Origin of the sequence: Serratia sp. SCBI (assembly GCF_000747565.1) — a bacterium.
Lineage (GTDB): Bacteria > Pseudomonadota > Gammaproteobacteria > Enterobacterales > Enterobacteriaceae > Serratia > Serratia ureilytica.
In genome coordinates this window covers 97,962-122,627 of record NZ_CP003424.1, presented here as the reverse complement: position 1 = coordinate 122,627, position 24,666 = coordinate 97,962, and the positions used below count along the sequence as shown (strand labels likewise).

The following is a 24,666-nucleotide window of genomic DNA, read 5'->3' as shown; positions in this document are numbered from 1 at the left end:
GTGTCGGCAAAAAACTTACTTAACGTTCAGCGTGACGTCGATATTGCCGCGGGTGGCGTTGGAATACGGGCACACCACGTGCGCCTTTTTCACCAGATCTTCCGCCACGCTGCGCTCGATGCCCGGCAGCGAAATATCCAGCTGCACTTCGATGCCGAAGCCGTTCGGGATTTCACCGATGCCGACGGTGCCGTCGATCTTCGCTTCGGCCGGGATTTTGACCTTTTCTTTCGCCGCGACAAACTTCAACGCGCCGAGGAAACAGGCCGAGTAACCGGCGGCGAACAGCTGCTCGGGGTTGGTGACTTCGCCGCCGGCGCCGCCCATCTCTTTCGGTACGCCCAGTTTCACGTCCAACACGCCGTCGGAGGAGGTCGCACGGCCGTCGCGGCCGCCGGTTGCGGTGGCGTGAGCGCGGTAAACCACTTTCTCAATAGACATCGTTCATTCCTTCTTGCTGGTTGGCGAGATGACAACAGCCCCCGCGAGGGGTAGCCGGTCACAGATATATCTTTTACGATTAAATCGTGCACTACTTATTTTTGACGCTTATTAACCAGTGTAGACCACCCCTGCCGTTCTTGCGTCCGGCGTCGGTGGGTCAAATCTGATCGATCAGGCTGCCGCGCAGCTTTTCCAGCTGCTGTTTGAGCGAGACGATCTCGTCCAGGCTGCAGTCGGTGGCGCACATCACCGCCTCGGGCACCGACTGCGCCCGTTCACGCAGCGCGCGGCCGGCTTCGGTGAGCGCGATGATCACCTGGCGCTCGTCGGTGGTGGCGCGATAGCGCACCAGCAAACCGGCGGTTTCCAGCCGTTTCAGCAGCGGCGTCAGCGTGGCGGAATCGAGGAACAGCCGCTCGCCGATATCCGATACCGTCACCCGATCGCGTTCCCACAGCACCATCATCACCAGATACTGCGGGTAGGTGAGCTCGAGCTGATTCAACAGCTTGCGGTAGACTTTGTGCAGCGCCAGGTTGGTGGAGTACAGCGCGAAACAGAGCTGCTGATCGAGCAGCAGCAGGTTCTTCGCGTTGGGTTGTTCGGTATCGGTGCTTTTCATGTGAGTGAATATAGATAGCGCACGATGTAATCGCAAGCTATTTCTTGTGAGGTATGCTACATTTTTTTCATGCAGAGGATGCCTGGAGGAAAAGGAAATGACGAATACGCTTGCAGAACGCGCGCGCCGCTACGCCACCAAGGCGCATGCGGCCATCGATCAGCGCCGCAAATACACCAACGATCCGTACATCGTCCACCCGCAGGCGGTCATGGAGCTGGTGCGCAGCGTGCCGCACACCGAAGAGATGCTGGCGGCCGCCTGGCTGCATGACACGGTGGAAGACACGCCCACCACCCTCGGCGATATCGAAAGCCACTTTGGGCCGCAGGTAGCGGAGCTGGTGCGGATGTTGACCAACGTCAGCCACGCCGAGGACGGCAACCGCTTCGAGCGTAAAAACCGCGATCGGCGCCACAGCGCCGGCGCATCGCCGCAGGCCAAAACCATCAAACTGGCGGATCTGATCGACAACACCCGCTCGCTGCTGGACTACGACAGCCACTTCGCCCAAACCTATCTGATCGAGAAACAGCGCCTGCTGGAAGTGCTGACCGAAGGCGACCCGACGCTGTGGCATCAGGCCAGCCATATCGTCGAACAGGGGCTGCTCAGATTACAGCAGCCGCCGCACAACGTGCCGGCCAGCTGGTTTGAGCACGCCCGCCGGCGCTACCGCGAGAACGACGCGGCCTGATCAGAAGGTCACCACCGTTTTCAACGCCGTCACCCAGGCGTCCTGCGTCTCGCTGACGCCCGCCGGATGATGCCAGTATTGCAGGCCCGGCTGCAGCTGCAGCCACGGCGTGACGTTAACGCGGTAGTACAGCTCCGCCGTCACCGAGTGGCCCGGCACCGGCCGGTAGTTCGGATCGTGATAATCGCTGATGCCGCTCATCTCGTTGAGGTAACGCTGATTGTCTTTATAGCGGTCGCTCAGTTTCACCACCGAAACGCCCAGCCCCAGCCAGTCGTCCGGCCGCGCATCGAACAGCCCGCGATAGCGGATACCGGTCGAAGTGGACCAGTGCAGGTAGTTGCTGCGCTGATCCCCCAGCCCCAGGCTGTAGAACACGCTCAGGCCACGGTTGACGTCATCCGCATGGCGCGTCACCTGCTGGTTGAAACCGGTATACAGGAACCAGGTGCGATCGTGGCTGCGATAGCCCTGCGGATCGCTGGCGCCCGGCCCGCCGGACACCCCTTCATAAAGATCGCGCTGGCGCGCGTTGGTGAACAGCACGCCCAGGTTATACACCCCCGGCAGCTGGTTGACGGCGTGGGTTTTCAGCTCCAGCTCCATCGGCAACAGGAAGCCTTTGCTGCCCTTGGTGGACCAACTCCAGGCGTGGCTGCGGCTGGGGGCGCTCGGGTTCTGCTCCATCACGCCGCCCTTGAGCGTCAGGCCGTCGGTCAGCTTGTATTGCAGCGTGGTGCCCCAGTAATGCACGTTCCAGTTGTACCAGGTCAACGAGTTGGCGGACTTGCCGCCGCACAGCGTCAGCGTCTGAAAATCGCAGGGGATGATCTGATCGAAATCCTGCACCTTGTTCATCATGCCGATACGCCATTGCAGCCGGCTGTCGAGGAAGGAACGGCTGAAGGTCAACCAGCCCAGCCGGGTGATCGACTGCCCGCCAAAGCTCTCCTGCGACAGATCGGTCAGGCCGACGCGCGGATCCTGCAGCCGATCGCGGGTCAGGTTGTTGTCATGGTTGCGGTTGACGATATTGCCTTCGATCGCCGCATCCGGAATGCCGGTCAGCGCCTGCAGATCCTGGCTGAAGGTCAGCGAAAATTGGTCGATGTACGACGCCTGTTTATCGTGGTTGTAACCGCCGCCGGCGTTATACGACAGCTGGCTGAGGTAGCCGAGATTATAGTGGAAACCGTGATCCTCCAGGATCGGCCTGATCCCCAGCATATCCCCCAACAGCCCAGGCTGCGGCGGTTCAAAGCCGAGCGCCACCCCTTCCCATTTGGCGGTGGGAGCTTCAACGTCCTTGCCGGTTTGCAGCGTTTTCGCCTGCGCCTGGCTACAGAGCAGCGCCAGCGCCGCCAGGGTCATGGAACGAGGTAATAAGCTTTTCATCATTATTATATTTCTCCGCATAACGGCTGACTGCGGGCAACAGCATTCCCTGGGAGAGAATTTCCCATCATGAACAGCAGCGAATAAGGTTAGTTAACGCCCGGCGCTTGCCGCCGGGCTGAAGGGTTAGCGTCGGTCTTTCAGGCTGGCGCCGTTGCTGTGGATCACATCGCGATACCAGTAGAAACTCTTCTTGCGGCGGCGCTCGAGACTACCGTTGCCGGCATCGTCTCTGTCGACGTGAATGAAGCCGTAGCGCTTCGACATTTCGGCCTTCGAGGCGCTGACCAGATCGATCGGCCCCCAGCTGGTGTAGCCCATCACCTCGACGCCGTCGTCGATCGCCTCGGCCACCTGCACCAGGTGGTCATTGAGGTAGTTGATGCGGTAGTCGTCGTTGATGCTGCCGTCGGCCTCGACGCGGTCTTTGGCGCCCAGCCCGTTCTCGACGATGAACAACGGCTTCTGATAGCGGTCGTACAGCACGTTGAGCAGGTAGCGCAGCCCGATCGGGTCGATTTGCCACCCCCACTCCGAACTGGCCAGGTGCGGGTTCGGCACCATATCGAGAATGTTGCCGCGCGCCGTTTCATACTGCTCCGGGTCGGCGGTAACGCAGCCGCTCATGTAGTAGCTGAACGAGATGAAGTCGATGGTTTCGCGCAGCGTTTGCCGATCTTCCTCGGTGATCGCCACCTGAATGCCGTTTTCACGGAAGAAGCGCTGCATGTAGGCCGGGTAATAGCCGCGCGCCTGCACATCGCCGAAGAACAGCCAGTCGCGGTTTTGCCGCTGGGTTTCCAGCAGATCTTCCGGCTTGCAGCTCAGCGGATACAGAATGCCGCCCAGCAGCATGTTGCCGATTTGCCCCTCCGGCACGATCTCGTGACAGGCCTTCACCGCTCTGGCGCTGGCCACCAGCTGATGGTGGATCGCCTGATAGACGGCGCTCTTGTCGCTCTCTTGCGGCAGGCCAACCCCGGTGAAGGGCGCGTGCAGCGACATGTTGATCTCATTGAAGGTCAGCCAGTATTTAACCTTGTGCTTATAGCGTTCGAACACGGTGCGCGCATAGCGCTCGAAGAAATCGATGGTGCGGCGATCGCCCCAGCCGCCGTAGCGCTTCACCAGACCGTAAGGCATCTCATAGTGCGACAGCGTGATCAGCGGCTGAATGCCGTATTTCGCCATCTCATCGAACAGCCGATCGTAAAACGCCAGCCCGGCTTCGTTCGGGGTCTCTTCATCGCCCTGCGGGAAAATGCGCGTCCAGGCGATCGAGGTGCGCAGGCACTTGAAACCCATCTCGGCGAACAGCGCGATATCCTCCGGGTAACGATGATAGAAATCGATCGCCACGTCCTTGATGCCGCTGTCGCCCGCCGTGCGCGGCGTGATGGCGCCGAAGATGCCCTGCGGCTGCAGATCGGAGGTCGACAGCCCCTTGCCGTCGGCCTGATACGCGCCTTCTACCTGGTTCGCCGCTACCGCGCCGCCCCACAGAAAATGTTGCGGAAACTTGCCGTTCATCGCTTGCTCCTCAATTAACGTAATAAAGTCAGCAGCGGCGCCTGTTCCTGCACCGGAGACAGGCCGCTGGTCAACACGTCCACGTAGTCATCGCTGTTGCTGATGATGATCGGCGTGGTGGTGTCATAGCCGGCGGCATGGATCGCCGCCTGGTCGAACTCGATCAGCAGATCGCCCGGCACGATCCGCTCGCCTTCCCGCACGTGGGCGGTGAAATGCGCCCCGTCGAGCTTCACGGTATCGATGCCGACGTGGATGAGAATCTCCGCGCCGTCGTCCGATTCGATGCCGATGGCGTGTTTGGTTTTGAACAGCGACGCCACGCTGCCGCTCACCGGCGCCACCACTCGCCCCTGCTGCGGCGCGATCGCCACGCCTTTCCCCAGCAGGCCGCTGGCGAAGGTCGCGTCGTTCACCTGCTCCAGCGGCACGATGTCGCCGGCAATCGGGCTGAGAATGGCCTGCTTGCGGTTAAGCGGCGCGGCGGCTTCAGTCTGCGCCGTCTCTTCCGCCGGCGCGACGCCGAACAGGTAGCTGGCCAGCGCGGCGAACACAAACGACAGCAGAGTGCCGCCGATCGCGCCCCACACCGTGGCGTCGATGCCGCCGTTGGGAATGATTTGCGCGAAGGTGAACACGTTCACCAGGCCGAACGAGTAGACCGAGGTATGGAAGTAACCGATCACCGCCCCGCCCAGCGCGCCGCCGATGCAGCCGAAGATGAACGGACGCTTGTTCGGCAGGGTGACGCCGTACACCGCCGGTTCGGTGATGCCGAAAATCCCCGCGCCGATGGCCGAACCGGACAGCGCCCGCAGCTTGGCGTCGCGGGTGCGCAGCATCACGCCCAGCGTGGCACCGACCTGCCCCATCACCGCCGGCAGCAGCAGCGGCACCATGGTGTCGCGCCCCAGCACGCTCAGGTTGTTGATCATCAACGGCACCAGCCCCCAATGCAGGCCGAAGATCACGCACACCTGCCACATCGCCCCCATGAAAGCGCCGGCGATGATCGGGTTGAAGGCGTAAATGGCCTGATAGCCGTTGGCCAGCAGATGGCTGAGCCAGGTCGCCGCCGGGCCGATCAGCAGGAAGGTCAGGGGCACGGTGATCGCCAGACACAGCAGCGGCGTGATGAAATTGCGCAGCGCGCTGTGGATCACCCGGTTAAACAGCGGCTCCAGACGGCAGGATACCCAGGCCGCAAAGATGATGGGGATCACCGACGAGCTGTAGTTGATAAAAGTCAGCGGAATGCCGAAGAAATATTCGCGCACCGCGCCCGGCTGTTGCGCCGCCTCGAACGCCGCCATCATCAGCGGATGCGTCAACGCGCCGCCGATCGCCATGGTGACGAACGGGTTGCCGCCGAATTTTTTCCCGGCGGTGTAGCCGAGCATGATCGGGAAGAAATAGAACAATGCGTCGCTGGCGGCGAACAACATTTTAAAGGCGCCGCTGCTTTCCAGCAGCCAGCCGCAGGCCAGGCTCAGCGCCAGCAATCCCTTCAACACCCCCGAGGCAGCCATCACCCCGAGCAATGGGGTGAAGATGCCGGAAACCACGTCGATAAAGCGGCTGAGCAGATTGTCTTTTTTACCGTCCGCATCGCTGCCGCTCGACGCGCCTTCGGCCAACCCGCCGACCCGGTTGACCGCGTCGAACACCTCGGCCACGTGGTTGCCCACCACCACCTGAAACTGGCCGCCGCTCTCCACCACCATGATGACGCCCGGGTTTTTCTTCAGCGCTGCCGCGTTGGCGCGGCGGTCGTCACGCAGCTTGAAACGCAGGCGGGTGGCGCAATGCACCAGGCTTTTCACATTGTCGCGGCCACCGACGCCGGCCAAAATCTCACTGGCTAATGTGTCATATTTCATACGGTTATCCTTAGACTTCGCGTTCTGCCGATCCCGCCTTTGCGCTGGCCTGGCGCAGGAGCGAAATTCGGCGCAAAAAAAAACCTAAACCTCGCGGCCTCTGCCCCATCGGGGAACAGAAACGCGAGGTTTAGGTTTTGCCTGCCGCAGCAGTAACAACCCTAAATCGGTTGAGTTATGACGTTAACACCGCAGATTTTAGCGGAGCAAGGCTTTGCGACGGCAAATTGCCGAACTGTGATCGCAAAGGCAAAACGGCCTCAATGCGCGAAATAATGCATGCCGCCCTCTACCGGGATCACTGCGCCGATGATATATCGCGCGAGCGATAGAGAGGGATGAGAGAGTATCGCCTGGCTTCACGCCAAAAAACATAAGATTAACTAACCTAATAATTCACTATCAAGCTAAAGCGAAACACGCATTTTCCAGCGGCCAATCGGCTTTTCTGGCAATATTCGCAGCCATTAAGGCAAATACATCGCCAAACCTCATCGAATATTGTTAGCATTCCACGATATTCACCCGCGCAAAAATCACCGTGCGCAATTGAATACGGCGAATAAACATCAGAATAACTAATTAAAACAACTAGACAAAAATCACACGGGGGATTATTACTGGTCAACGCTTAATCGAGAGTAGGGATGACAGTCACCATGGTGTTGCGTACTGATGTAGGACGGATTTTGATTACCGGCGCCGGCGGCCGAGTCGCCACCGCGTTTCGCCAGGCAGTGGGCGATCGCTATGCATTGCGGCTGGCGGAACGAGATCTCGCTCTGTTGCGCGATCGCCGGCCCGGCGATGAGGTCATCAGCTTCAACATCGCCGATCTCGACGCCTGCCGTGAGGCCTGCGCCAATATCGACACCGTGTTGCACCTGGCCGCCGATCCGGCTCCCGACGCCGATTTTTGCGGTTCGCTGATGGACAACAACATTCTCGGCACCTTCAATATCTTCCGCGCGGCGAAAGACGCCGGCTGCTGCCGGGTAGTGTTCGCCAGCAGCGCGCAGGCGGTGGAAGGCTACCCGCTCGATTATCAAATCCGTCCGGATGACGCGCCGAAGCCGAAAAATCTGTACGGCGCCAGCAAGGCGTTCGGCGAAGGCATCGCCGCCTATTTCGCCCATCAGGAGGGGCTTTCCGCCCTGTCGGTGCGCATCGCCAACTTCACCACTCTGAGCCGGGGCGAACAGCTTAGCGCCCGCGACATGAGCGCTTTTCTCAGCCATCGCGATGCCGCCGATCTGCTGGATCGCTGCATTCGTGTCGAAGGGGTGCAATATGCGGTGGTGCACGGGGTTTCCAATAACCGCTATACGCGTTTGTCGCTGGAAGAGACCCGTCGCCTGCTCGGCTACGCCCCGCAGGACGATGCGTTCAGCCTGCTCGGCTTTGAGTGAGCGCGGCGGGGAACCCCGCCGCACGTTATCGTTTACCCGTTGGCGTAGGCCACTTTTTCGGCCTGACGGTGGGTGAACAGCACCAGCAACAGCGCCAATCCGGCAATAATAGCCCCCATCACCGGCACGAAGCTGTATCCCAGCCCGGCGGAGACTACCGCGCCACCGGCGGCGGCGCCCAGCGCATTGCCCAGGTTAAAGGCGCCGATGTTGACCGAGGACGACAGGCCCGGCGCTTCGCTGGCGACACGCATCACGCGCATCTGCAGCGGCGGCACCACGGCAAAGGTCGCCGCCCCCCAAATCACCATGCTGACCGCGGCGCCGATTTCACTGCGCGCCAGGAACGGGATCACCAGCATAATGACCACCAGCAGCAGCAAGAAACCCTTCAGCGTCGCGCTCTCGGAGCGGTCGGCGAATTTACCGCCCAGGTAGTTGCCGATGGAGAAACCGACGCCGATCAACACCAGCATGACCGTCACGAACAGCGGCGTCGCATCGGTGATGTGCTGCAACACCGGCGAGATATAGGTATAGAGCGTGAACATTGCGCCCGCGCCCAGCACGGTCGTCAGCAAGGCGGACAGCACCTGCGGGCGCACCAACACCGACAGCTCGCGTTTCACATCAGGGCGCGCGCCGGCGCTGCCTTTCGGCAACGAGAACCACAGCCCCAGCATGGCGATCACGCCCAGCCCGGCCGTCGCCAGGAACGACATGCGCCAGCCGATGGTTTCACCCAGCCAGGTCGCGGCGGGCACCCCGCCGATATTGGCGATGGTCAGGCCCATAAACATGGTCGCCACGGCGCTGGCCTGTTTCTCCTTCGGCACCACGCTGGCGGCCACCACTGAACCGAGGCCAAAGAACGCGCCGTGGTTCAGGCTGGTGATGATGCGCGACAGCATCAGGGTGGTGTAGTCAGGCGCAACCGCCGACAGCACGTTACCCAGGGTAAAGATCGCCATCAGGAAGATCAGCGCGCTTCTGCGCGCCCGGTGAGAAAGCAGCAACGTCATCAGCGGTGCGCCGACCATCACGCCAACGGCATAGGCGCTGATCAACATGCCGGCCATCGGGATGGAGACGTCCACCCCTTTGGCGATCGTCGGCAGCAACCCCATCGGGGAAAACTCGGTCGTGCCGATGCCGAACGCCCCCACCGCCAGGGCTAATAAGGGAAAGTTAATTTTCATTCAACAACTCCGGTTAACCGCTGCCGAAGCGCGGGAAAGTTAAGATGCCAAAAGTATGACATTGATCACACCAAAGATAAGCAGGCGGAAGGCTAAAAGACTTTTGCGATTTTGTTAAAAATCGTGGGGAAAACAGCAGCCGACTCTATCTCAGCCACGCGCCGACAGGCAATAGCCGCCGTCGCCCGTGCGCACATCGGGTTCATTCTCGCCACCTGGTCCGCCCGCCATACCGGCTCACCGGCGGCTGCCGCGACTATTGAACACAGAGCAAAAGTGTTTTGTTATTGTGCGCGTTTTTAGAATTAAACGACGAAATATAATGGCCTCAGCAAAACATCATCGCCCTACGGCCTAATTCACATGAGGGAAGCGTCATGCTTTTTGACTCGTATTCTTTAAACGGTTTATCGCTGAACAATCGCATCGTCATGCCGCCCATGACCCGTTCACGGGCCGGCGCCGGCGACGTCGCCACCGACATGATGGCTGAATATTATGCCCAGCGCGCCAGCGCCGGGCTGATCGTCAGCGAAGGCACGCAGATCAGCCAGCAGGGCCAGGGTTATGCCTGGACGCCCGGCATTTACACCCCGGAACACATCGCCGGTTGGAAAAAAGTCACCGACGCCGTACATCAGGCCGGCGGCAAGATCTTCGCGCAGCTTTGGCACGTCGGCCGCGTGTCGCATACCATTTTACAGCCTGGCCACGCCGCGCCGGTCTCCTCCTCCGCCATCCAGGCCGACGGGGTCAAGGTGTTCGTGGATGTCGAAGGCCGCGGGCCAGAGCATGGCGTGGGTGAAATGGTGCAGCACTCCGCACCGCGCGCCTTAACGCGGGAAGAAATTCCGGCGATCGTCAACGACTACGCCCAGGCGGCCCGCAACGCCATTGCCGCCGGTTTCGACGGCGTAGAGCTGCACGGCGCGAATGGCTATCTGATCAATCAGTTTATCGACTCGCGGGAAAATCAGCGCGACGACGAATACGGCGGTTCACTGCAAAATCGCCTGCGTTTCCTACGGGAAGTGGCGCAGGCGGTGGCGGACGCCATCGGTAAAGAGAAACTGGGCGTGCGTCTGGCGCCGCTGACCACCCTGATGGGCTCGCAGGACGATACCCCGGAAGCCACCTATCTGGCGGCGGCCAGCGTGCTGAACGATATCGGCGCCGCTTACATTCACATCGCCGAAGCGGACTGGGATGACGCTCCGGTGATGCCGGCGGCGTTCAAAGAGTCGCTGCGCCTGATTTTCCGCGGCACGCTGATTTACTCGGGCAAATACACGCGTGAACGCGCTGAAGAAGCGCTGGCCAAAGGCTGGGCGGATCTGATCGGCTTCGGCCGCCCGTTCATCGCCAACCCGGATCTGCCTCACCGCCTGCAACACGGGCTGGCGCTGAATGCGCCAATCAAAGAGAAATTCTTCGGCGGCAGCCGGGAAGGCTACACCGATTACCCGACGATCGGGTAAATATGTTCAGCCCCCCGAGCCTGCAAGTGCGGGGGGCTTCGCTGGCTTGGTAAACAACGCTCTTCTGAATAAGCACATAACCCAGATTTTCAGTGTCCGCACGATAAATAAAAAATAAATCTAAAACCTTAGATATAAAATAATAAATTAAACATTTTCATTGCAATTTTTTATTAGAATACAAAAAAACAAAACATACAAAAACAATATAAGTTGAAACAAAAACAATGAAACCAGGAAAAATGAAAACTTAAAACACAATATTAAATCAAAATTTAAACACATAACCCGTATTTACCGAGCAGGGTTGAATATATATGCGAACGTGTAAATATCTTTCCGAACAGCGCTATTGTGGCGCTGCGTTGATTAAGGAAAGATCTTATGTCTAAATCACCTATCGGTACTACAGCAACTACAGGGCAAAAATGCCCGGAAAGCGGCGTTTGGGAAGTGGTTGGCAAACCCTCAACCACAGCGCCAATCGCTAAAGGCAATATCATGCCTCCTTATGGCGGTAAAGGGGTTACCTGGAAATTGATCCAATACGCATAACCCGTCATCTTCAGGCCTCTTTTTTAAGAAGGGGCCTCGCAGAGAAAGCGTATTCATTCCTTATTTCATCTCTTCCCGCTGCGCACCTTGCCCGCGCGCATCTCGATGTTCCGCTGCAGTTCGCGTAGCCCGCCGGCCAGGAAGCAGGCTTCCGCCAGCACGAACAGCGGGCCGATGATCAGGCCCGTCACGTCGTCCATAAACGCCGGTTTTCGCCCCTCCCAGAAATGCCCGACAAACTGAAACAGCCAGCCGATGACGAAGCCGCCGATGCCGACGCTCAGCCACGCCGCCGTCGACAGCGACGCTATCCAGGCGCCGAACACGAGGTACAGCAGCAGCAACGCCAGCATCAGAATGCCAAGGCGCAGATTCAACCGCAGGTAATAAAGGGCCGACACGATAACCGCCGCGCAGGCCGGCGAAAACGGCAGCCACCCCGCGCCCCATGCCGGCCGGGAGAGCAGCGCCAGCAGGCTGACGACGATCAGGGGGATGCCGATAAAATGCGTGGCGATATTGCGCGCATCGCGGTGATAGGCGGCATAAGCGGCCAGTTGATCTTCCAGACTTCGCATGTTGACCTCCGAATGACGCGCACGGCCGAGCTTGCTCATTGCATTAAAGATAGCCATATCGTTCAGCATAGGAAAATGGTCAGGGATTGGCGGAAGATCACAGGAGCAGGGAACAAACATAACCATATGATTTAAATAAAAAATAAAACAAAAATCAGGTTGCACCCCAAAGTAACCACCATTTTACTTTTCTTACAAATATGCCTAGGGGGTAAAACACTTTACCAATGATTAAAAAACATACTTTTTTTAAAATTATTGTGCTGGATTGCAATATTTTTGCCCCCCAGCATAATCATTAATTTCATCTGAACAGTAAACTACTGTTATTTATTGCTTGATCAATAAACTTTACAGAAGAATTACGAGGTATATTTAGATCATCAGAGAATATAAAAACCTCACTCCCCTTATATACCCGAGACACATTATATTGGAGGTCATATAAAAAGTGTCTTCTTTGAGAATAATAATCTAGAATATTTTTCACACCGTCGTATGAAACAACCCACTTAACATTATTGATATTTTGTATGATATTTGCTATGCGCTCATGATCTTCCGGTTTATAAAAGTTCAAATAAAGACCGCTGGCCTTTTCAAAGTAAGGAGGATCACAGTACATCAAAGTATCTTTAGGTAGGTTTGGTATCTCATTTGAAAAAAAAATCTTCGGCATCATCATTATAAATATGGATATATTGGCCCTTAGTTGCAATCAACTCGATGCGTTCAATCAATGCCTTATGCGGAAATCTTGCATCTATCTTCCAATTTCCTGCCTGTGATAAACCACCAATTACACCACCATTCAACACACCAGAACGGTTTGTTCTATTCAGATAAAACGTTGAAAATCCTAAACTAAACAAATCGTAATCATTAGGATTTCTAACAACTTCGCGATGTTCCTTCCACTCATCAATTGTCATTAGCGACTTTGATATAGCTCTACAAAAATCGTCAGTCCTATTAAGAATAGAATGCCAAAAAGCGTAAATATGGATAGAAGAATCGTTAAGATAAACCCTATCTATATTACCATCAATAAGAAGTTGCATAGCAACTCCCGCCCCTCCAGCATATGGTTCAACATAATTACAGCCATCTAAAGAATTAGCTTTAATCAATTCTAATATATAAGGAGCTAACTTTTGCTTCCCACCCGGATACCTCAGTGGAGTTCTATAATTTGCCATAATTACTTGTTCATCTGCTCAATAATTGGGAATATACTAGAAAACAGAGCTGGTATATCCGTACTTCTGATAATAAATCTCTGGTTATGTACCAACTGATTCATTGATGTTATTGATAAGATACCATCAGGCCGATTTAACTCAGTAACCGGCCCATGCAGCAACTTAACCATTTGTTTATCTTGTTTTTTCTGCGTTAAAAAATCTACAATATCCCTAAGTAAATCACCTAATGGTTTCTCACTCCCATCTTTTTTCCTATAACTAGGGGCATTAGGTTCTGATGTTTTATCTTCGCAAAACGCCTTGGCCGATAGTTCCACCATACATCTTAATAAGAACACAAAAGCGATAGGGTTACTATCTAGCTTTAACTCGAGCATTTCTTTTTTGATGTCTAATAATTTTGCTCTGTTATTCCCATACAATTTCAACCCACGCAAAAGCCTTCTCACTGTTTTTATGTCATGTGTTGACGTTGTAGTAATTCTTTGAGTAGGTTTTACTGTATTAGCCCCAGATGTTGCAGCTTGAGGATTGGTACCATTCGTATTCGTCGGAGTTGGCACTGAAGATGTGTTAACTGGCTGCATACCTGTATTAGCAGGATTAGGTATCGGTAAATTGGCCCCTGTCGTATTGTTAGTAGTTCCAGAACTAGGTGAGCTTATAGGTGGTATTCCATATCGTAAAAGAAAATCAACTGAACCGCGAATCGCGGGGAAATTTAGCTCACCTAACCCAATAGCCAGAAATATATTATCCAATTCTTTTTTGTGGTTTACCTTTGGATATTTAACAGCAAGATCAGATGTTGAAGAGCATCCAACTCTAGAGAAGATCTTTGGCAAAGCCTCATCAAGAACAGAGAGGTTATATTTTCCAGACCATCTAAGCTTTTGCTCAGTTGAATGATTCATACCGTGAATGAGGTATTTCTCAAGCAATACCAATCCATGCTCAGGTGAGGCATTGCTTTTTTGGTTATGTCGAGCCCTGGCTACTGTTTCCCAATCGTCTCGACCAGCTTTCTGCCCCTTACCATGAGTAAGAGTCACAATTTTGTCGACTAATGCTGAATCTTTACTTTCATAAATTGTACAAGGTATAGATTCATTCGCCTGACGCCAACTTTGTGGAATATTTGAGATACGATTTTTTATCGCATCAGGAATATCGAATAGTTGCGCGTCGACATAGCCATGAATTATCTTGAGAGATGCAATTCGCCGGTTGCCTTCTTTGACAATTTTCTGATGGTTACCTTCATCTATAACTATAATATTTTCTGTAGGGAGATAACCATCATCAATAAGGCTGCCCATTAAAGCCCAAAAATATTCTGGACTAATAGTTATCATTGCTTGTATTGCAGCAACCTCATCTTTTTGAGGCACTGTACGATAATTTTGCAAATCTATCGTTAAGTCATCGACTCTAACCTGTTGAGTAATAGGCATAAAATTTCCATATTTTAAAGTTTGTTAGTATGACCAATTCAATCAATAGGCACTATGGCACGCAGATTAACCATCATACTTGTAAAAAACAAGCAAGGCCACTATCACCCAATATCGCTGGGAAGCTCAGTAGCTTTAAAAGCAGTTTAAGCAACAGCGCGCAATGCTATCCCCACCTCGCCTGCCCGCTTTATGTGTAGCTTTATGTGTAGCTTTTCATGCAGTTGCATGACCGGCCCCAAACCGCACCAGCACTGATGCGGTTAGTGCATGGTAATAGCATTATAGTCATGCAAAATCATTCCCCCTATGCATGCATGCTCAAAATGAGAGGCCCGCCAGAGAAAAATCCACAAAAAAGCGGAAAGAGAAGGCAATAAAAAACGCCCCTTAAAAAAGGAGCGGACTCTATTAATCAATGAAGAAAATTATTATTACCGTAACAGTTCAATACTTGGCGTTCCGGTGGTGGTAATACCGGAGCCATTATCGATTATGGCGGCAATGGTTGGCGGATCACGTGTTCGATACTCTCTCGCGTTTTAAACGTACTGGAGCAGTCGATATTCTGGCACTGGTACTAGGCCTCTTTGGTCTGCTCCGTCAGATAGCGGCTAGTGCGCGTGTGCGCACCTAAGCGATAGAGGTGCTGGTGACGTTTAACAGACAGGTTGGTCAGAGTCTAACACTGCTACGCTTTTTGCGAGCTCGATTCCAATCCCCGCAACAAACATCTGTAAATTCATTCAGACTATTTTCTGTACGTTATCCCCGGAATATAGTCTTCTTGCTGCGGCAAAATCCGCAACCGGGATTGGAACCCCGTCCCCTTCAACTCTGAAAAGACTTGTGTTTTTTCAGCGCCTACGTGCACACTCAGTTCGGTGGCTCAGGCAGGACAACCGCAAGGTTGGCCGGTGATTGAAGGGCCGGAGTTCCAAACCTGTCTGGGCCACCACCAAAGCTTGGAACTCTTTGGCAGTGGTGATAACCATCCTTCAAGGGCACATCATCATGACTGAAATGAATCAAACATTCACCGACAGCTCCATCTCTATCTTCCGAAACCTCATTGCCGACCTGCAATTCTACAAACTCAGCGATATCCAATTGTGCGATCTCAGCGCCGTAGCTCAGGAATCCGCAGAAGGGTTATGCCATGGGTTAGCGTATCTGGCTGAATCTCTGGAGAACGGGACATCAATCTCAACGAACAGCAGGGTGCAAATCAGCGCCTGGCTCATAGCCTCTGCGCATCTGCTCCCCGCTCTGTCGGAACTTAGTGAACAGGCGAACAACCATCTGTTGCAGATGCATGAAGGCACTATTTATCAGCCCTAGCCTGTATCAGGGTAAGCGCGGTTCTTAATTGCCTCCCCCGCAGTTCAGGCTGTTTGTGAGCATTCCACTTAACGAACCAGAACTGATATCGCTGGCCCTGATGCAATGGGCCGGGAGGTATATCAGCGGCGGCATGAACTCTGAAGCCGTTCTGTAATGCGGGGGGCCTCTTAAGGGAAAGTCTGAGCACCGTGACGACGCCAAACCTGATCTTCGACAAAACTCAACCACATGCTTGCCACACGGTTAGGCACGCAGAGCTCATCCTGATTGTGGTAATTTTGGGTCACCGTTATACCGCTTTAGCGCACCTCTTCATCATTGTAATTGCTTAGCCCTATAAAAGGCTTACTGATATTAGTTGTTTTGGTGAATGAACATTTAATTCTTCAAGTCACGGACAGAATCTAGTCAATAGAAATACCTAGACTTAATTCTGGTGGAAGTTGTTCAATAGCGATAAGCTTACTACTGTCCGTGACAATCCTATTATCATTTAGAATAGCATATGATGGATACCATCTTAATGTATCCTTATCAAATTCATAAATTAACTCTCGTGCTGGCATCTCACGTATTTTAAGTTTATTTATTATTAAAGCAGCTTGGGCTGCAGCGTTAGATAGAGCATCATGAGCCGCATAATTTAACTTTATGTCTTTGCCTCGAAAAAGAAATGATACTTGACAATCTTGTTGGTGTGACTGTAAAGAGAGTATAGGTGATTGTCTTTTTTCAAGTTTTTCTAGTAGTTGACGTACCCACTTGCTGATTGCAACATAAGTATTCTTCCCTGCCTCAGATGCGATAGCTGTTACAAAAGGATTCCAGACAATCGCTAAATAGGGAAGTCCAACTCGGATTAACTCTTGTATAACCTCAGCAGAATTATGTGAAAGCTCAATACTCCTGATTTTAATAGGAGCATTACATGTAACTTCTTCTGACCATTCTGAATCAACTTCTCTTGGATCTACAGCAAAATCAATCCAAACACCATTTGTTAATGCTGGTAGTTCTCCTGGCGGAGATACCACTTCGCTTATATCAATATTTAATTTTCTAAATTCTAAATTTTCACCACCAGCATAGAACCCTAATGCTGCCACAATAAAATTTTCACCGTCTTTACTCTCGAAATTAGCACACTCAATAACCTGACCCAACGGTTTTCCTGGATCGTGACTATTCAGGAGAATGAATGGACTTGCATTGATTTGAGCGACAAGATTTATGGGGTCTACCGGAACTAATAGATGACCACATTCATCTTTTTTATCAGTCCAAACCACTGAGAATTTAATTTCCCCAAACACACTCGCAGAGTGTCTTTTCTTTGAAGCCTCTATCCAATTACGAACAACTGGAATACTTAATAGACCAAACATGTGTACCTCCTCTGTATCTCACTGATTATTCTTTTGGAATCATTCTTAATGCATCATCACGCGACTCGTTTAACATCCCTCTAAAAAATAGACTCTGTGAAGCTGCATATTTCAAATTTGGCCCTGTTGAACTGATTTGTTCAATTATACGTTGCCTTGCAGCAAAAGTAGGTTTTATTCTATTATAAACATCAACCCACCATTTATTTCCATATTTTTTAATTATTTTTTTCTTTACTCTTTTGAAATATTCCTTGCTATCACAACCATCATAAGAAGCTAATATACTTGCCCAAATCATTTTTTTATGGATAGATAGTGGGTTATATTCTCTTTCAATCAACTCTTCTCGTATATCTGGGTGCAAAAGTAAGCTACCATCAGATATTTTGCGTTTTATCCATAGCTGCCTAGCTGATTCATAGATATATTTTTTATCTTCTTTTTGTATTTCGAATATGCGAGTGTGACGATGCCAGTCCTCAAGATCATCGATAAGAGATAATTTTTTTATTACATCTTGGTATTTTTCAACATCTTGCTCACTATGCATATTTACTATCCTTATGATTCGATGAGAGTCCTATGTACATAATAGCTTATGATATCTCATTATAACTCTAGTACTACCCACAACGTTGCTAATTGTTATATGGGTATTTGACAACCTCTGCCTTTAGCAATTAGTTAACGGTCAGCTCTGATTATTGTTACTAACCAAATTACTGACAAGGATTTTCTTGCCGAAAAACCAAGGATTGTTGGTTTTGTAATCTCAGAAAAGCGGCTTAAAACGTTACCCCCCCATAATTAAACACCTCCCCTTATCATTGTGCAACAGCTCAAACATGCTGTAGATGCTTTTTTCAATGATGGCGGCCAGGTCTTTACTCTCCAGGCTCTTGTAGCACTGGTCGCAGGCTTGCGCATTCATCAGCGATAGCATTCCAGAACGATTCATCAGGTCTTGCTAGAGTTTGCGATCTGGCGAGTGATGGCCGTTAGACCTTTATCCTGCTCCAGAATGAGATGACATCAGTAACGATGGTCAGATTTTCACCCAATCGTGAAAACTGAATATGTCCCGAATGCCAGGCTTTTCTCCTTTCCGTCTATGTGGTACTTCAGACGCCAGTATTTTGAGCCTGTAGGCACTACCAGCAGATAGAGCCTCTACCGGTAGAAAATTTATAGGGTTTGCTACGGGCATCAAGTGATACTATTGATTGTTATTGATACCAGTAGACTCCGGAATACAAGGAAGGCTCGATACATAAGGGTTTAATGGGGGTTTAGTGGACGTTGAGAGAGTTCAGTTATGGTCAATTGGCGATCACAGGAGTCACATTTGATAGCAATTTCAGTTGAATTTACTAAGTTTTACCCAGTTCGATTTTGAACCATGCCCCCTATTATGCCCCCAAATGATTTTGCTTGTGGAGTTTAAGAGGCTTTATGGACGCTTTTTGGTGTCTGTTTTCCACTGCAGTAAACCGGCAATATCCTGTTCCCCCGCAGCTTCTTTTAAGCGGCGCTGCTGCTCGGCATACTGGACGTATTCAGCCTGCGCTTTTTCATCTGCCGCTTTCTTACTGACCGTGCCAGCACCTTGCAGAACGTCACGGTCGTTAAATTGTAGAAACTGATCCAGCTTATCCTGCCAATCACGCAGGAACACCTGTTGACGACGCCGCGCCTGATCTTCAGCGAAATCTAACCACATGTTGACCACGCGATTGAGTTCGCTGACTTCGTCCTGATTGAGGTAATTTTTCGCCACCGTTACGTCGCTTTTGCGTACTTCCTCGCCCTTATAGCTGCTCAAGCCCATATGGGGCTGGTTGGCGTCAGCCCGCTGATAGATGAGTTCGGCAGCGGTGTGGCCGGTGCAGGCAAAATGCAGCTTGTTTTGGATAGTTTGGAAAAACAACGTTGTCTCTTTAAGTGACGGCTGATAGTCGGCAGCTAATGCGAAGATCTCCCTAATCCGCAAGTAAACCCGACGTTCACTGGCACGGATATCACGGATGCGCTCCAGCATCTCATCAAAGTAATCAGGCACAGCGGATGAACCCACGGGCGGATTTTTAAGCCGCTCGTCATCCATCACGAAGCCTTTGATCAGGTATTCCTGAAGCGTTTGGGTCGCCCACTGGCGAAATTGGGTGCCACGAGGCGAACGAACACGATAGCCAACGGCAAGAATAACAGGCAGACTATAGTGCATGAGATTGCGACTTACCTGACGGGCCCCTTCCTGCTGAACCTGTAAGTAAGACTTACAGGTTGCGTTTTGTTCAAGTTCCGCTTCTTCGTAGATTGCTTTGATGTGCTGCGTAATCGCCTGGGGAGTCACTTGATAAAGATTCGCGATGGTCGCCTGGGGCAACCACAGCGTTTCTTGCTCAAATCGACATTCAACGCGCACTTCGCCATCATCGCTGGCAAACATAACAAACTCACCTGCCGGTGATTGGGTTAAGTGCTTGTTTGCCATGTCGCCTCCGCTTTAATCTAACTGACAACGCTGTAATTCGCTCAGTATGCCAGAGAACCACATCAAAGCTCATTACTCGAACAACAGTTATTTTCCAAAAAATGTCTGCAAGCTGACTCGCTTGGATAGGATTTTGTTGAATTTAAGAAAGTGAGGGAAACAGTAATTTGGCGGAAGATCACAGGAGTCGAACCTGCCCAGGACCGCTGGCGGCCCCAACCGGATTTGAAGTCCGGCCGCCCCACCGGGGACGAGGATCTTCCTTGGAGAAGATAAGAAGCAAGGCGCTGATTATAGCGCAGTTTGTTCGCTGCGCTAAGCGGGAAATGGCGGCCGCCGGCGATTCGGCGGCCGGGGAGCGCTACTTCAGGAAATCCTTCACGTCCAACAGGATGAACTCGTTGTCATCCGCCATATTGGGCTGGCGGCTGGAGGAGAACGGGAAGTTGTTGTCGTTGCCGACGATGATGTGGTTGGCGTCCACCACGTCCACGTTCTCAATGGTGAAGAACGGGAAGGTCAGCACGCCGTCGTTCAGTGGCTTGCGCGCCAGCTTGTTCGGATCCTGAATGTTCATCAGGTCGATATAGCCCAGTTTTTCGACCGGTTTACCGACGTTGGCGTCCGAGAAGGCGATTTTATACACTCGCTTGAACTTGGCCACCTGGCTGAAGCAGTTGTCGGTTGGCGCGCCGGCGGCGCAGGCTTTATCCGGCGTGCCTTCGCCGTTGTCGCGCTCGATCACCAGCCCGTGGGTGGCGTCGATCATGTTGAAGTCGCCGATGGCATTCTGGTTGTCTTCCAGTACGTACTGCCAGCTGCGGCCGGTCCAGGCCTGCTGTTTGACGTCGAACTCCAGCACCCGCAGGTAGCGTTTGCCGCCGACGTTCTCGAACTGTTCGCCATCCCACAGCGCCCCTTCCAGCAGCGGGTACAGCTTACTGCCGTCCGGTGAGGCGGCCATGCCTTCAAAGCCTTTGGAACGCGCCACCTGGAAGTTCTGTTTGCCGTCCGGCGCGCCCGGCAGGGTTAGCGTCGGGTTGTCCGGCGATTTCACCACCTTGCCGTCCACTTTGGTGTCGAACACCGCCAGCACCTTGCCGTTCAGGTCGGCCTTGATCAGGTAAGGCCCGAACTCTTCACCGATCCATAAGGCATCGTCGGCAAACTGGAAGCTTTCCGGATCGAAATCGCTGCCGGTCAGATAGCGCTGCTCGGTGCTCTCGTTGATGATGTGGAACGGCACCTTTTTATCCGGATCGTGCAGGAACACCGTCTTCAGCGGCGCGACCGTGCCGTCTTTGAAATCGATCTTGTAGTGGTTGAGGTACAGCATGGCGTCCGGGGAGTTGGCCTTGCTGCCGAAACCATTGTCGGTCAGCACCCAGTAGGTGCCGTCGGGCATGTGTTTGATGCCGGAGTGGCCCTGCAGCGGCTGGCCGTTGATCGGCAAGCCGATGCCGGTCAGGCGATCGGCGGATTTACCCGCCACGCTGCCCAACTCGGTGACGCGTTTCCCGCTGGTGTATTTGCCGCTCTGCTGCAGATCGCTCGGCGCGTCCTTCGGTGTGGAAACGGCGGATTTCACCGGCAGCAGCGCATGCCCCGCCAACGTCGCCGGCACCGGCTGCGCGTCGGCCCACAGGTTGGCGCTCAGCGCCATGCAGCCGACCAGCAGCGCCAGCCGGGTTTTGGTGTTGTGCATGTCATTGTCCCTTTTCGTTGTTATCGCCCAGAAGTAAAAGTAACGTCACTATAGGGAGCGGCAATGACAGAAATATTATTCGGCGAACGCCCGCCGGTAGCTGTGCGGATGGAAGCGCCAGGTGATGGCGATCAACACCACCACCAGCAGCGCGTGGATCTGCCAGTCCAGCACGAAGCCACCGCTATAGTCGCGCAGCAGGCCGGAGAGGTAAGGCGTGACGCCCGCCAGCAGGAAGCCAACGCCCTGCATGAAGGCCACCAGTCGCCCGGCCGCCGCCGGCTGGTGCAAGTGATCGAGCGCCAGCACCAGACACAGCGGGAACGCGCCGCCCAGCCCCAGCCCGGAAAGCAACACCCACAGCCACGGCAGCGTCTGCGGTAGATAAATCAGGCCGATAAAGCCGATCAGTTGCATCATCAGCGCCAGCAACAACAGCGGCCGCCGGTCATGATTGCGCGCCAGCGCCGGCAACAGCAGCGCGCCCACGACCTGGCCGAAGGTCATCAGCGCCAGCAGCGAACCGCTGGCCTGCGGCTGCCAGCCGAGCTGCATGTAATACGGCGGCAACCAGGCGATCAGGCTGGTATAGCCGCCGTTGATCAGGCCGAAATAGGCGCCGAGCAGCCAGGCGCGCCGGTTGCGCAGCAGGCCTGGCTCGCGGTGTTCTCCCGCCGCGCTAAGGCGAGACAGCCCCCGGCTGACCGGCCACCAGGCCACTAGCGCCACCAGGGCCGGCAACGCCCACCAGGCCAGTGCGCTGTGCCAGTCGTGCCCTACGCTCATCAGCCACGGCGTGATCGCCGCCCCCAACCCGCCACCGCCCATCAGCGCCGCCGACCACAGCCCGGCCACCAGCGCCATGCTTTTGAGGAAGTGATGCTTGATGATGCCGGGCATCACCGCCTGGATCACCCCGATGCCGAGCCCGCCCAGCACCGCGCTCATCAGCAGTTGCACGCTGCCGGGGGCCAGTTCGCGCCAAAGCGCGCCCAGCCCGATCGCCAACAGGCTCAACGCCACGGCGCTGCGTTCGCTGAACAGTCGGTTGATGGCGCCGCCCGCCAGCGCCATCAGGCCCATCATCAGCACCGGCAGCGTGGTCAACAGCGCCGCGCCGCCAAAACTCAGCCCGGTGGCCTGGCGCAACGTCGGCAGCAACGGGCCGATCGAGGTCAACAGCGGCCGCATGTTCAGGCCGATCAACACCAGCGCCAGCAACAGGGGGTTGAGCCAACGGCGTGGAGAAGGTGAATTAACAGAATGATTTAACACGGCATATTCCTGGTACTGCGAAATGAAGAGTGCGGCGTCACAGCGCGATCGCCGCAGCGTTGCGTTACTGTAGGCAACGCCGCTAGTATTGGGAAATTAAATAATAAAATAGCCAACAGTGGGAAAATGAATCGCTACCCGATGTTCAATCCGCAGCTGCTGCTCAGCTTCGTCGCCGTGTGCGACAGCAACAGCTTCACCCGCGCCGCAGAGCGGGTGTTTTTGTCGCAGTCCACCGTCAGCCAGCAGGTGCGCCGGCTGGAAGAGATGCTGGGCAAGCCGCTGTTTGAGCGTTCCTCGCATCAGGTGCTGCTGACCGAAGAAGGCGTCAAGCTGTTGAGCTACGCGCGCCGCATTATCGCGCTGAATGAAGAAGCCCACGATGCGCTGACCGGCATCTGGCGCGACGGCGTGCTGCGGATCGGCATGCCGGAGGATTTCGCCGTGCCCACCACCGGGCTGTTGGCCGAATTCAGTCGCGAGCACCCGCACCTGCGGCTGGACGTCGCCAGCGGCCTGAGCGCCGATCTGCACAACGCCTACGCGCGTGAAGAGCTGGATCTGATCCTGGTGAAGCAGCGCCGCCGGCAACCGCCGCGCGCCGCGCGGCCGGAACCGCTGCTGTGGCTGGACAGCCTGGCCTTCCCGGCCATCGAGCAATCGCCGGTGCCGCTGGCGGTATTTCCACTGAACGGCCTGTACCGCGACGAGCTGTGCCAGGCTCTGGACACCCTCGGCAAACGCTGGCGCATCGGCTACAGCAGCGCCAGCCTGGCGGCGCTGACCGCCGCTTCGGCCGCCGGGCTGGGCGTCACCCTGCTGCCGGCCGGCTGCCGTTTGCCGACGCACCGGGTGCTGGGCGCGGCCGAAGGATTGCCGCCGATAGACAGCTTCGAACTGGCGCTCTACTACCGCGACGGCGCCCCCGCCGCCACGCTGGCGCTGGCCCAGCGGCTGGCGGCGTTTTGCGGGCTGAAGTAAGGCAGCTTACGCCACTATCTGCGGATGTTCGCGCTGCAGCCAGTCGATAATCCGTACCCACAGCGCTTCTGTCTGCTCAAGGCAAGCCTGTACCGCCGCGTCCGTCACCAAGTCGCCGGAATAATCCGCCACGTTGCGCTGTTTTCGCAATGCATCCAGGCAGATCATTTCCTCTCGCGGCAGCCCTACGGTGAGCGGCAACGATGGGATCATGATCTGGTGATGGCCGGGTTTGCTGGTCAGCGTGCGGTATCCTTTGGCTTGTAAAGCGGCATTCGCCATTTGCATGACCGCCTTATATGCCGTGTCGAAACGGCTCTCATTGCTAAGCTGAGTGATACCCGCATCGCGTCGGTTGCGAGCGGCGGCGGCCAGCAATTTTTTAATCGCCCCCGCGTCAGGCGTTATCACCTCCAGTCCCAGCCCGACCAGATTGTCCAGCGTCATCCTTGTCTCCCACAATCCAGAGTTGGGGTTTATCCATAATGTCCTGAATAAACGCGGAGTTCTCGGCCAAAGCCGCTCGCCACTCTTCAGGCGAATACAGTTTGGGGTTAATTTCCCGACCCAGCGTTGCCTGCAGCGGGTAAACCGCCTGAATCACCTCCGCAAAAGACAGTTTGCCGACGATCAGAACATCGATATCACTGGCCGCCGTCGCTTTGCCACTGGCGACAGAACCAAAAATAAAAGCGCGTTCAATAGCTTCGCCAAACGCTGCCAATGTCTGCCTTAAGCACTCCGCCGGCCCGCAAACCTTGCGGAAAATCGCCGCCAGCTCAGGGAAAATCAGGCAATCGGCGTTGGCCTGATAGCAAATTTGGTTGCCCTGCCGCTGCCTGAGCAAGATGCCGCTCTCCGCCAACCTGCTCAACTCTTTATGTAAAGTGCCGGCCTGAGTTGCGGTGCGCCGCGCAATTTCTCGCACATGAAACGCACGCCCGGCTTCAATAAACAGCAGGCTTAGCACTTTTCTACGGTATTCGCTGAACAGCAACTCGAGCATCGGATCGTGCATAACGCTGACCTCAAT

At 54.3% G+C, this 24,666-nt stretch carries 24 protein-coding genes, 1 tRNA gene and 1 pseudogene; 6 read left to right on the top strand and 20 right to left on the bottom strand.

Annotation, left to right across the window (positions count from 1 at the left end; all coding sequences use genetic code 11):
- Positions 1-15: 15 nt before the first annotated feature.
- Both SERRSCBI_RS00550 and SERRSCBI_RS00545 read right to left on the bottom strand, forming a co-directional pair.
- Complete coding sequence (locus SERRSCBI_RS00550; protein ID WP_004934114.1) at positions 16-441, bottom strand: organic hydroperoxide resistance protein; 426 nt, start codon at positions 439-441, stop codon at positions 16-18.
- 160 nt (positions 442-601) lie between these two features.
- The gene (locus tag SERRSCBI_RS00545; protein WP_042783427.1) at positions 602-1,066 is read right to left on the bottom strand and encodes a MarR family winged helix-turn-helix transcriptional regulator; all 465 of its coding nucleotides are present in this window, start codon (positions 1,064-1,066) and stop codon (positions 602-604) included.
- Between the two features lie 97 nt (positions 1,067-1,163).
- On the opposite strand from SERRSCBI_RS00545, the gene SERRSCBI_RS00540 reads away from it, so the two are divergent.
- Positions 1,164-1,763 (top strand): HD domain-containing protein, encoded by a 600-nt coding sequence (locus SERRSCBI_RS00540; protein ID WP_042783425.1) that lies wholly within the window; start codon positions 1,164-1,166, stop codon positions 1,761-1,763.
- On the opposite strand, the gene SERRSCBI_RS00535 is transcribed toward SERRSCBI_RS00540, so the two are convergent.
- The 3 genes from SERRSCBI_RS00535 to bglF form a co-directional block, all read right to left on the bottom strand.
- Entirely contained in the window at positions 1,764-3,134 is a 1,371-nt protein-coding gene (locus SERRSCBI_RS00535) for a carbohydrate porin (RefSeq protein ID WP_369795940.1), read from the bottom strand.
- A gap of 150 nt (positions 3,135-3,284) precedes the next feature.
- Positions 3,285-4,688: a glycoside hydrolase family 1 protein gene (locus tag SERRSCBI_RS00530; RefSeq protein ID WP_042783423.1), complete on the bottom strand. Its 1,404-nt coding sequence runs from the start codon at positions 4,686-4,688 to the stop codon at positions 3,285-3,287.
- Positions 4,689-4,702: 14 nt separating this feature from the next.
- Positions 4,703-6,568 (bottom strand): PTS beta-glucoside transporter subunit IIABC, encoded by a 1,866-nt coding sequence (gene bglF, locus SERRSCBI_RS00525; RefSeq protein ID WP_042783421.1) that lies wholly within the window; start codon positions 6,566-6,568, stop codon positions 4,703-4,705.
- 659 nt (positions 6,569-7,227) lie between these two features.
- Between bglF and SERRSCBI_RS00520 the strand changes: the two genes are divergently transcribed.
- On the top strand, positions 7,228-7,977 hold the full coding sequence (locus tag SERRSCBI_RS00520; protein WP_042783420.1) for an NAD(P)-dependent oxidoreductase: 750 nt from the start codon (positions 7,228-7,230) through the stop codon (positions 7,975-7,977).
- 32 nt (positions 7,978-8,009) lie between these two features.
- On the opposite strand, the gene SERRSCBI_RS00515 is transcribed toward SERRSCBI_RS00520, so the two are convergent.
- Positions 8,010-9,176, bottom strand: coding sequence for an MFS transporter (locus tag SERRSCBI_RS00515; RefSeq protein ID WP_033645072.1), 1,167 nt, complete (start codon positions 9,174-9,176; stop codon positions 8,010-8,012).
- Positions 9,177-9,553: 377 nt separating this feature from the next.
- Here SERRSCBI_RS00515 and SERRSCBI_RS00510 point away from each other — a divergent pair, with 377 nt between their 5' ends.
- A complete protein-coding gene (locus SERRSCBI_RS00510) occupies positions 9,554-10,654 on the top strand; it encodes an alkene reductase (protein WP_042783419.1) in 1,101 nt (366 codons plus the stop codon).
- A gap of 384 nt (positions 10,655-11,038) precedes the next feature.
- Positions 11,039-11,209 carry a hypothetical protein gene (locus SERRSCBI_RS24870; protein ID WP_162837995.1) on the top strand — a complete coding sequence of 57 codons (171 nt, stop codon included), beginning with the start codon at positions 11,039-11,041 and terminating at the stop codon, positions 11,207-11,209.
- 65 nt (positions 11,210-11,274) lie between these two features.
- On the opposite strand, the gene SERRSCBI_RS00505 is transcribed toward SERRSCBI_RS24870, so the two are convergent.
- The 4 genes and pseudogenes from SERRSCBI_RS00505 to SERRSCBI_RS24975 all read right to left on the bottom strand — a co-directional run.
- The gene (locus SERRSCBI_RS00505; RefSeq protein ID WP_042785619.1) at positions 11,275-11,787 is read right to left on the bottom strand and encodes a DUF962 domain-containing protein; all 513 of its coding nucleotides are present in this window, start codon (positions 11,785-11,787) and stop codon (positions 11,275-11,277) included.
- 653 nt (positions 11,788-12,440) lie between these two features.
- Positions 12,441-12,986 carry a DNA adenine methylase gene (locus SERRSCBI_RS24495; protein WP_084587941.1) on the bottom strand — a complete coding sequence of 182 codons (546 nt, stop codon included), beginning with the start codon at positions 12,984-12,986 and terminating at the stop codon, positions 12,441-12,443.
- 2 nt (positions 12,987-12,988) lie between these two features.
- The gene (locus SERRSCBI_RS24595) at positions 12,989-14,446 is read right to left on the bottom strand and encodes a hypothetical protein (RefSeq protein ID WP_156965078.1); all 1,458 of its coding nucleotides are present in this window, start codon (positions 14,444-14,446) and stop codon (positions 12,989-12,991) included.
- Between the two features lie 493 nt (positions 14,447-14,939).
- Positions 14,940-15,020 (bottom strand): annotated as a pseudogene (locus SERRSCBI_RS24975) (transcriptional regulator); the annotation flags it as partial.
- A gap of 440 nt (positions 15,021-15,460) precedes the next feature.
- Here SERRSCBI_RS24975 and SERRSCBI_RS00500 point away from each other — a divergent pair.
- A complete protein-coding gene (locus SERRSCBI_RS00500) occupies positions 15,461-15,787 on the top strand; it encodes a hypothetical protein (RefSeq protein ID WP_042785618.1) in 327 nt (108 codons plus the stop codon).
- A 407-nt stretch (positions 15,788-16,194) separates the two neighbouring features.
- On the opposite strand, the gene SERRSCBI_RS23845 is transcribed toward SERRSCBI_RS00500, so the two are convergent.
- From SERRSCBI_RS23845 to SERRSCBI_RS00480, 8 genes are all read right to left on the bottom strand, one after another.
- Positions 16,195-17,175: a hypothetical protein gene (locus tag SERRSCBI_RS23845; RefSeq protein WP_071883518.1), complete on the bottom strand. Its 981-nt coding sequence runs from the start codon at positions 17,173-17,175 to the stop codon at positions 16,195-16,197.
- 25 nt (positions 17,176-17,200) lie between these two features.
- Positions 17,201-17,728 carry a hypothetical protein gene (locus SERRSCBI_RS23840; RefSeq protein WP_071883517.1) on the bottom strand — a complete coding sequence of 176 codons (528 nt, stop codon included), beginning with the start codon at positions 17,726-17,728 and terminating at the stop codon, positions 17,201-17,203.
- A gap of 243 nt (positions 17,729-17,971) precedes the next feature.
- A complete protein-coding gene (locus SERRSCBI_RS25305) occupies positions 17,972-18,136 on the bottom strand; it encodes a hypothetical protein (protein WP_369795889.1) in 165 nt (54 codons plus the stop codon).
- A 95-nt stretch (positions 18,137-18,231) separates the two neighbouring features.
- Positions 18,232-18,330: an Arm DNA-binding domain-containing protein gene (locus tag SERRSCBI_RS25300; protein WP_369795888.1), complete on the bottom strand. Its 99-nt coding sequence runs from the start codon at positions 18,328-18,330 to the stop codon at positions 18,232-18,234.
- A gap of 298 nt (positions 18,331-18,628) precedes the next feature.
- The gene (locus SERRSCBI_RS00490; RefSeq protein ID WP_042783418.1) at positions 18,629-19,672 is read right to left on the bottom strand and encodes a virulence RhuM family protein; all 1,044 of its coding nucleotides are present in this window, start codon (positions 19,670-19,672) and stop codon (positions 18,629-18,631) included.
- A 168-nt stretch (positions 19,673-19,840) separates the two neighbouring features.
- A tRNA-Sec gene (locus tag SERRSCBI_RS24590) sits at positions 19,841-19,935 on the bottom strand.
- A 98-nt stretch (positions 19,936-20,033) separates the two neighbouring features.
- A complete protein-coding gene (locus tag SERRSCBI_RS00485; protein WP_042783417.1) occupies positions 20,034-21,377 on the bottom strand; it encodes an esterase-like activity of phytase family protein in 1,344 nt (447 codons plus the stop codon).
- A gap of 75 nt (positions 21,378-21,452) precedes the next feature.
- Positions 21,453-22,652 carry a cyanate transporter gene (locus tag SERRSCBI_RS00480; RefSeq protein WP_042783416.1) on the bottom strand — a complete coding sequence of 400 codons (1,200 nt, stop codon included), beginning with the start codon at positions 22,650-22,652 and terminating at the stop codon, positions 21,453-21,455.
- A 126-nt stretch (positions 22,653-22,778) separates the two neighbouring features.
- Between SERRSCBI_RS00480 and SERRSCBI_RS00475 the strand changes: the two genes are divergently transcribed.
- Positions 22,779-23,633, top strand: a complete 855-nt coding sequence (locus tag SERRSCBI_RS00475; protein WP_042783415.1) for a LysR family transcriptional regulator — start codon at positions 22,779-22,781, stop codon at positions 23,631-23,633.
- 6 nt (positions 23,634-23,639) lie between these two features.
- Here SERRSCBI_RS00475 and SERRSCBI_RS00470 read toward each other — a convergent pair whose 3' ends face one another.
- Entirely contained in the window at positions 23,640-24,080 is a 441-nt protein-coding gene (locus tag SERRSCBI_RS00470; protein WP_042783414.1) for a hypothetical protein, read from the bottom strand.
- Entirely contained in the window at positions 24,031-24,651 is a 621-nt protein-coding gene (locus SERRSCBI_RS00465; protein WP_033645102.1) for a nucleotidyltransferase domain-containing protein, read from the bottom strand. The genes SERRSCBI_RS00470 and SERRSCBI_RS00465 overlap by 50 nt, the downstream gene beginning before the upstream one ends.
- Positions 24,652-24,666 lie beyond the last annotated feature (15 nt).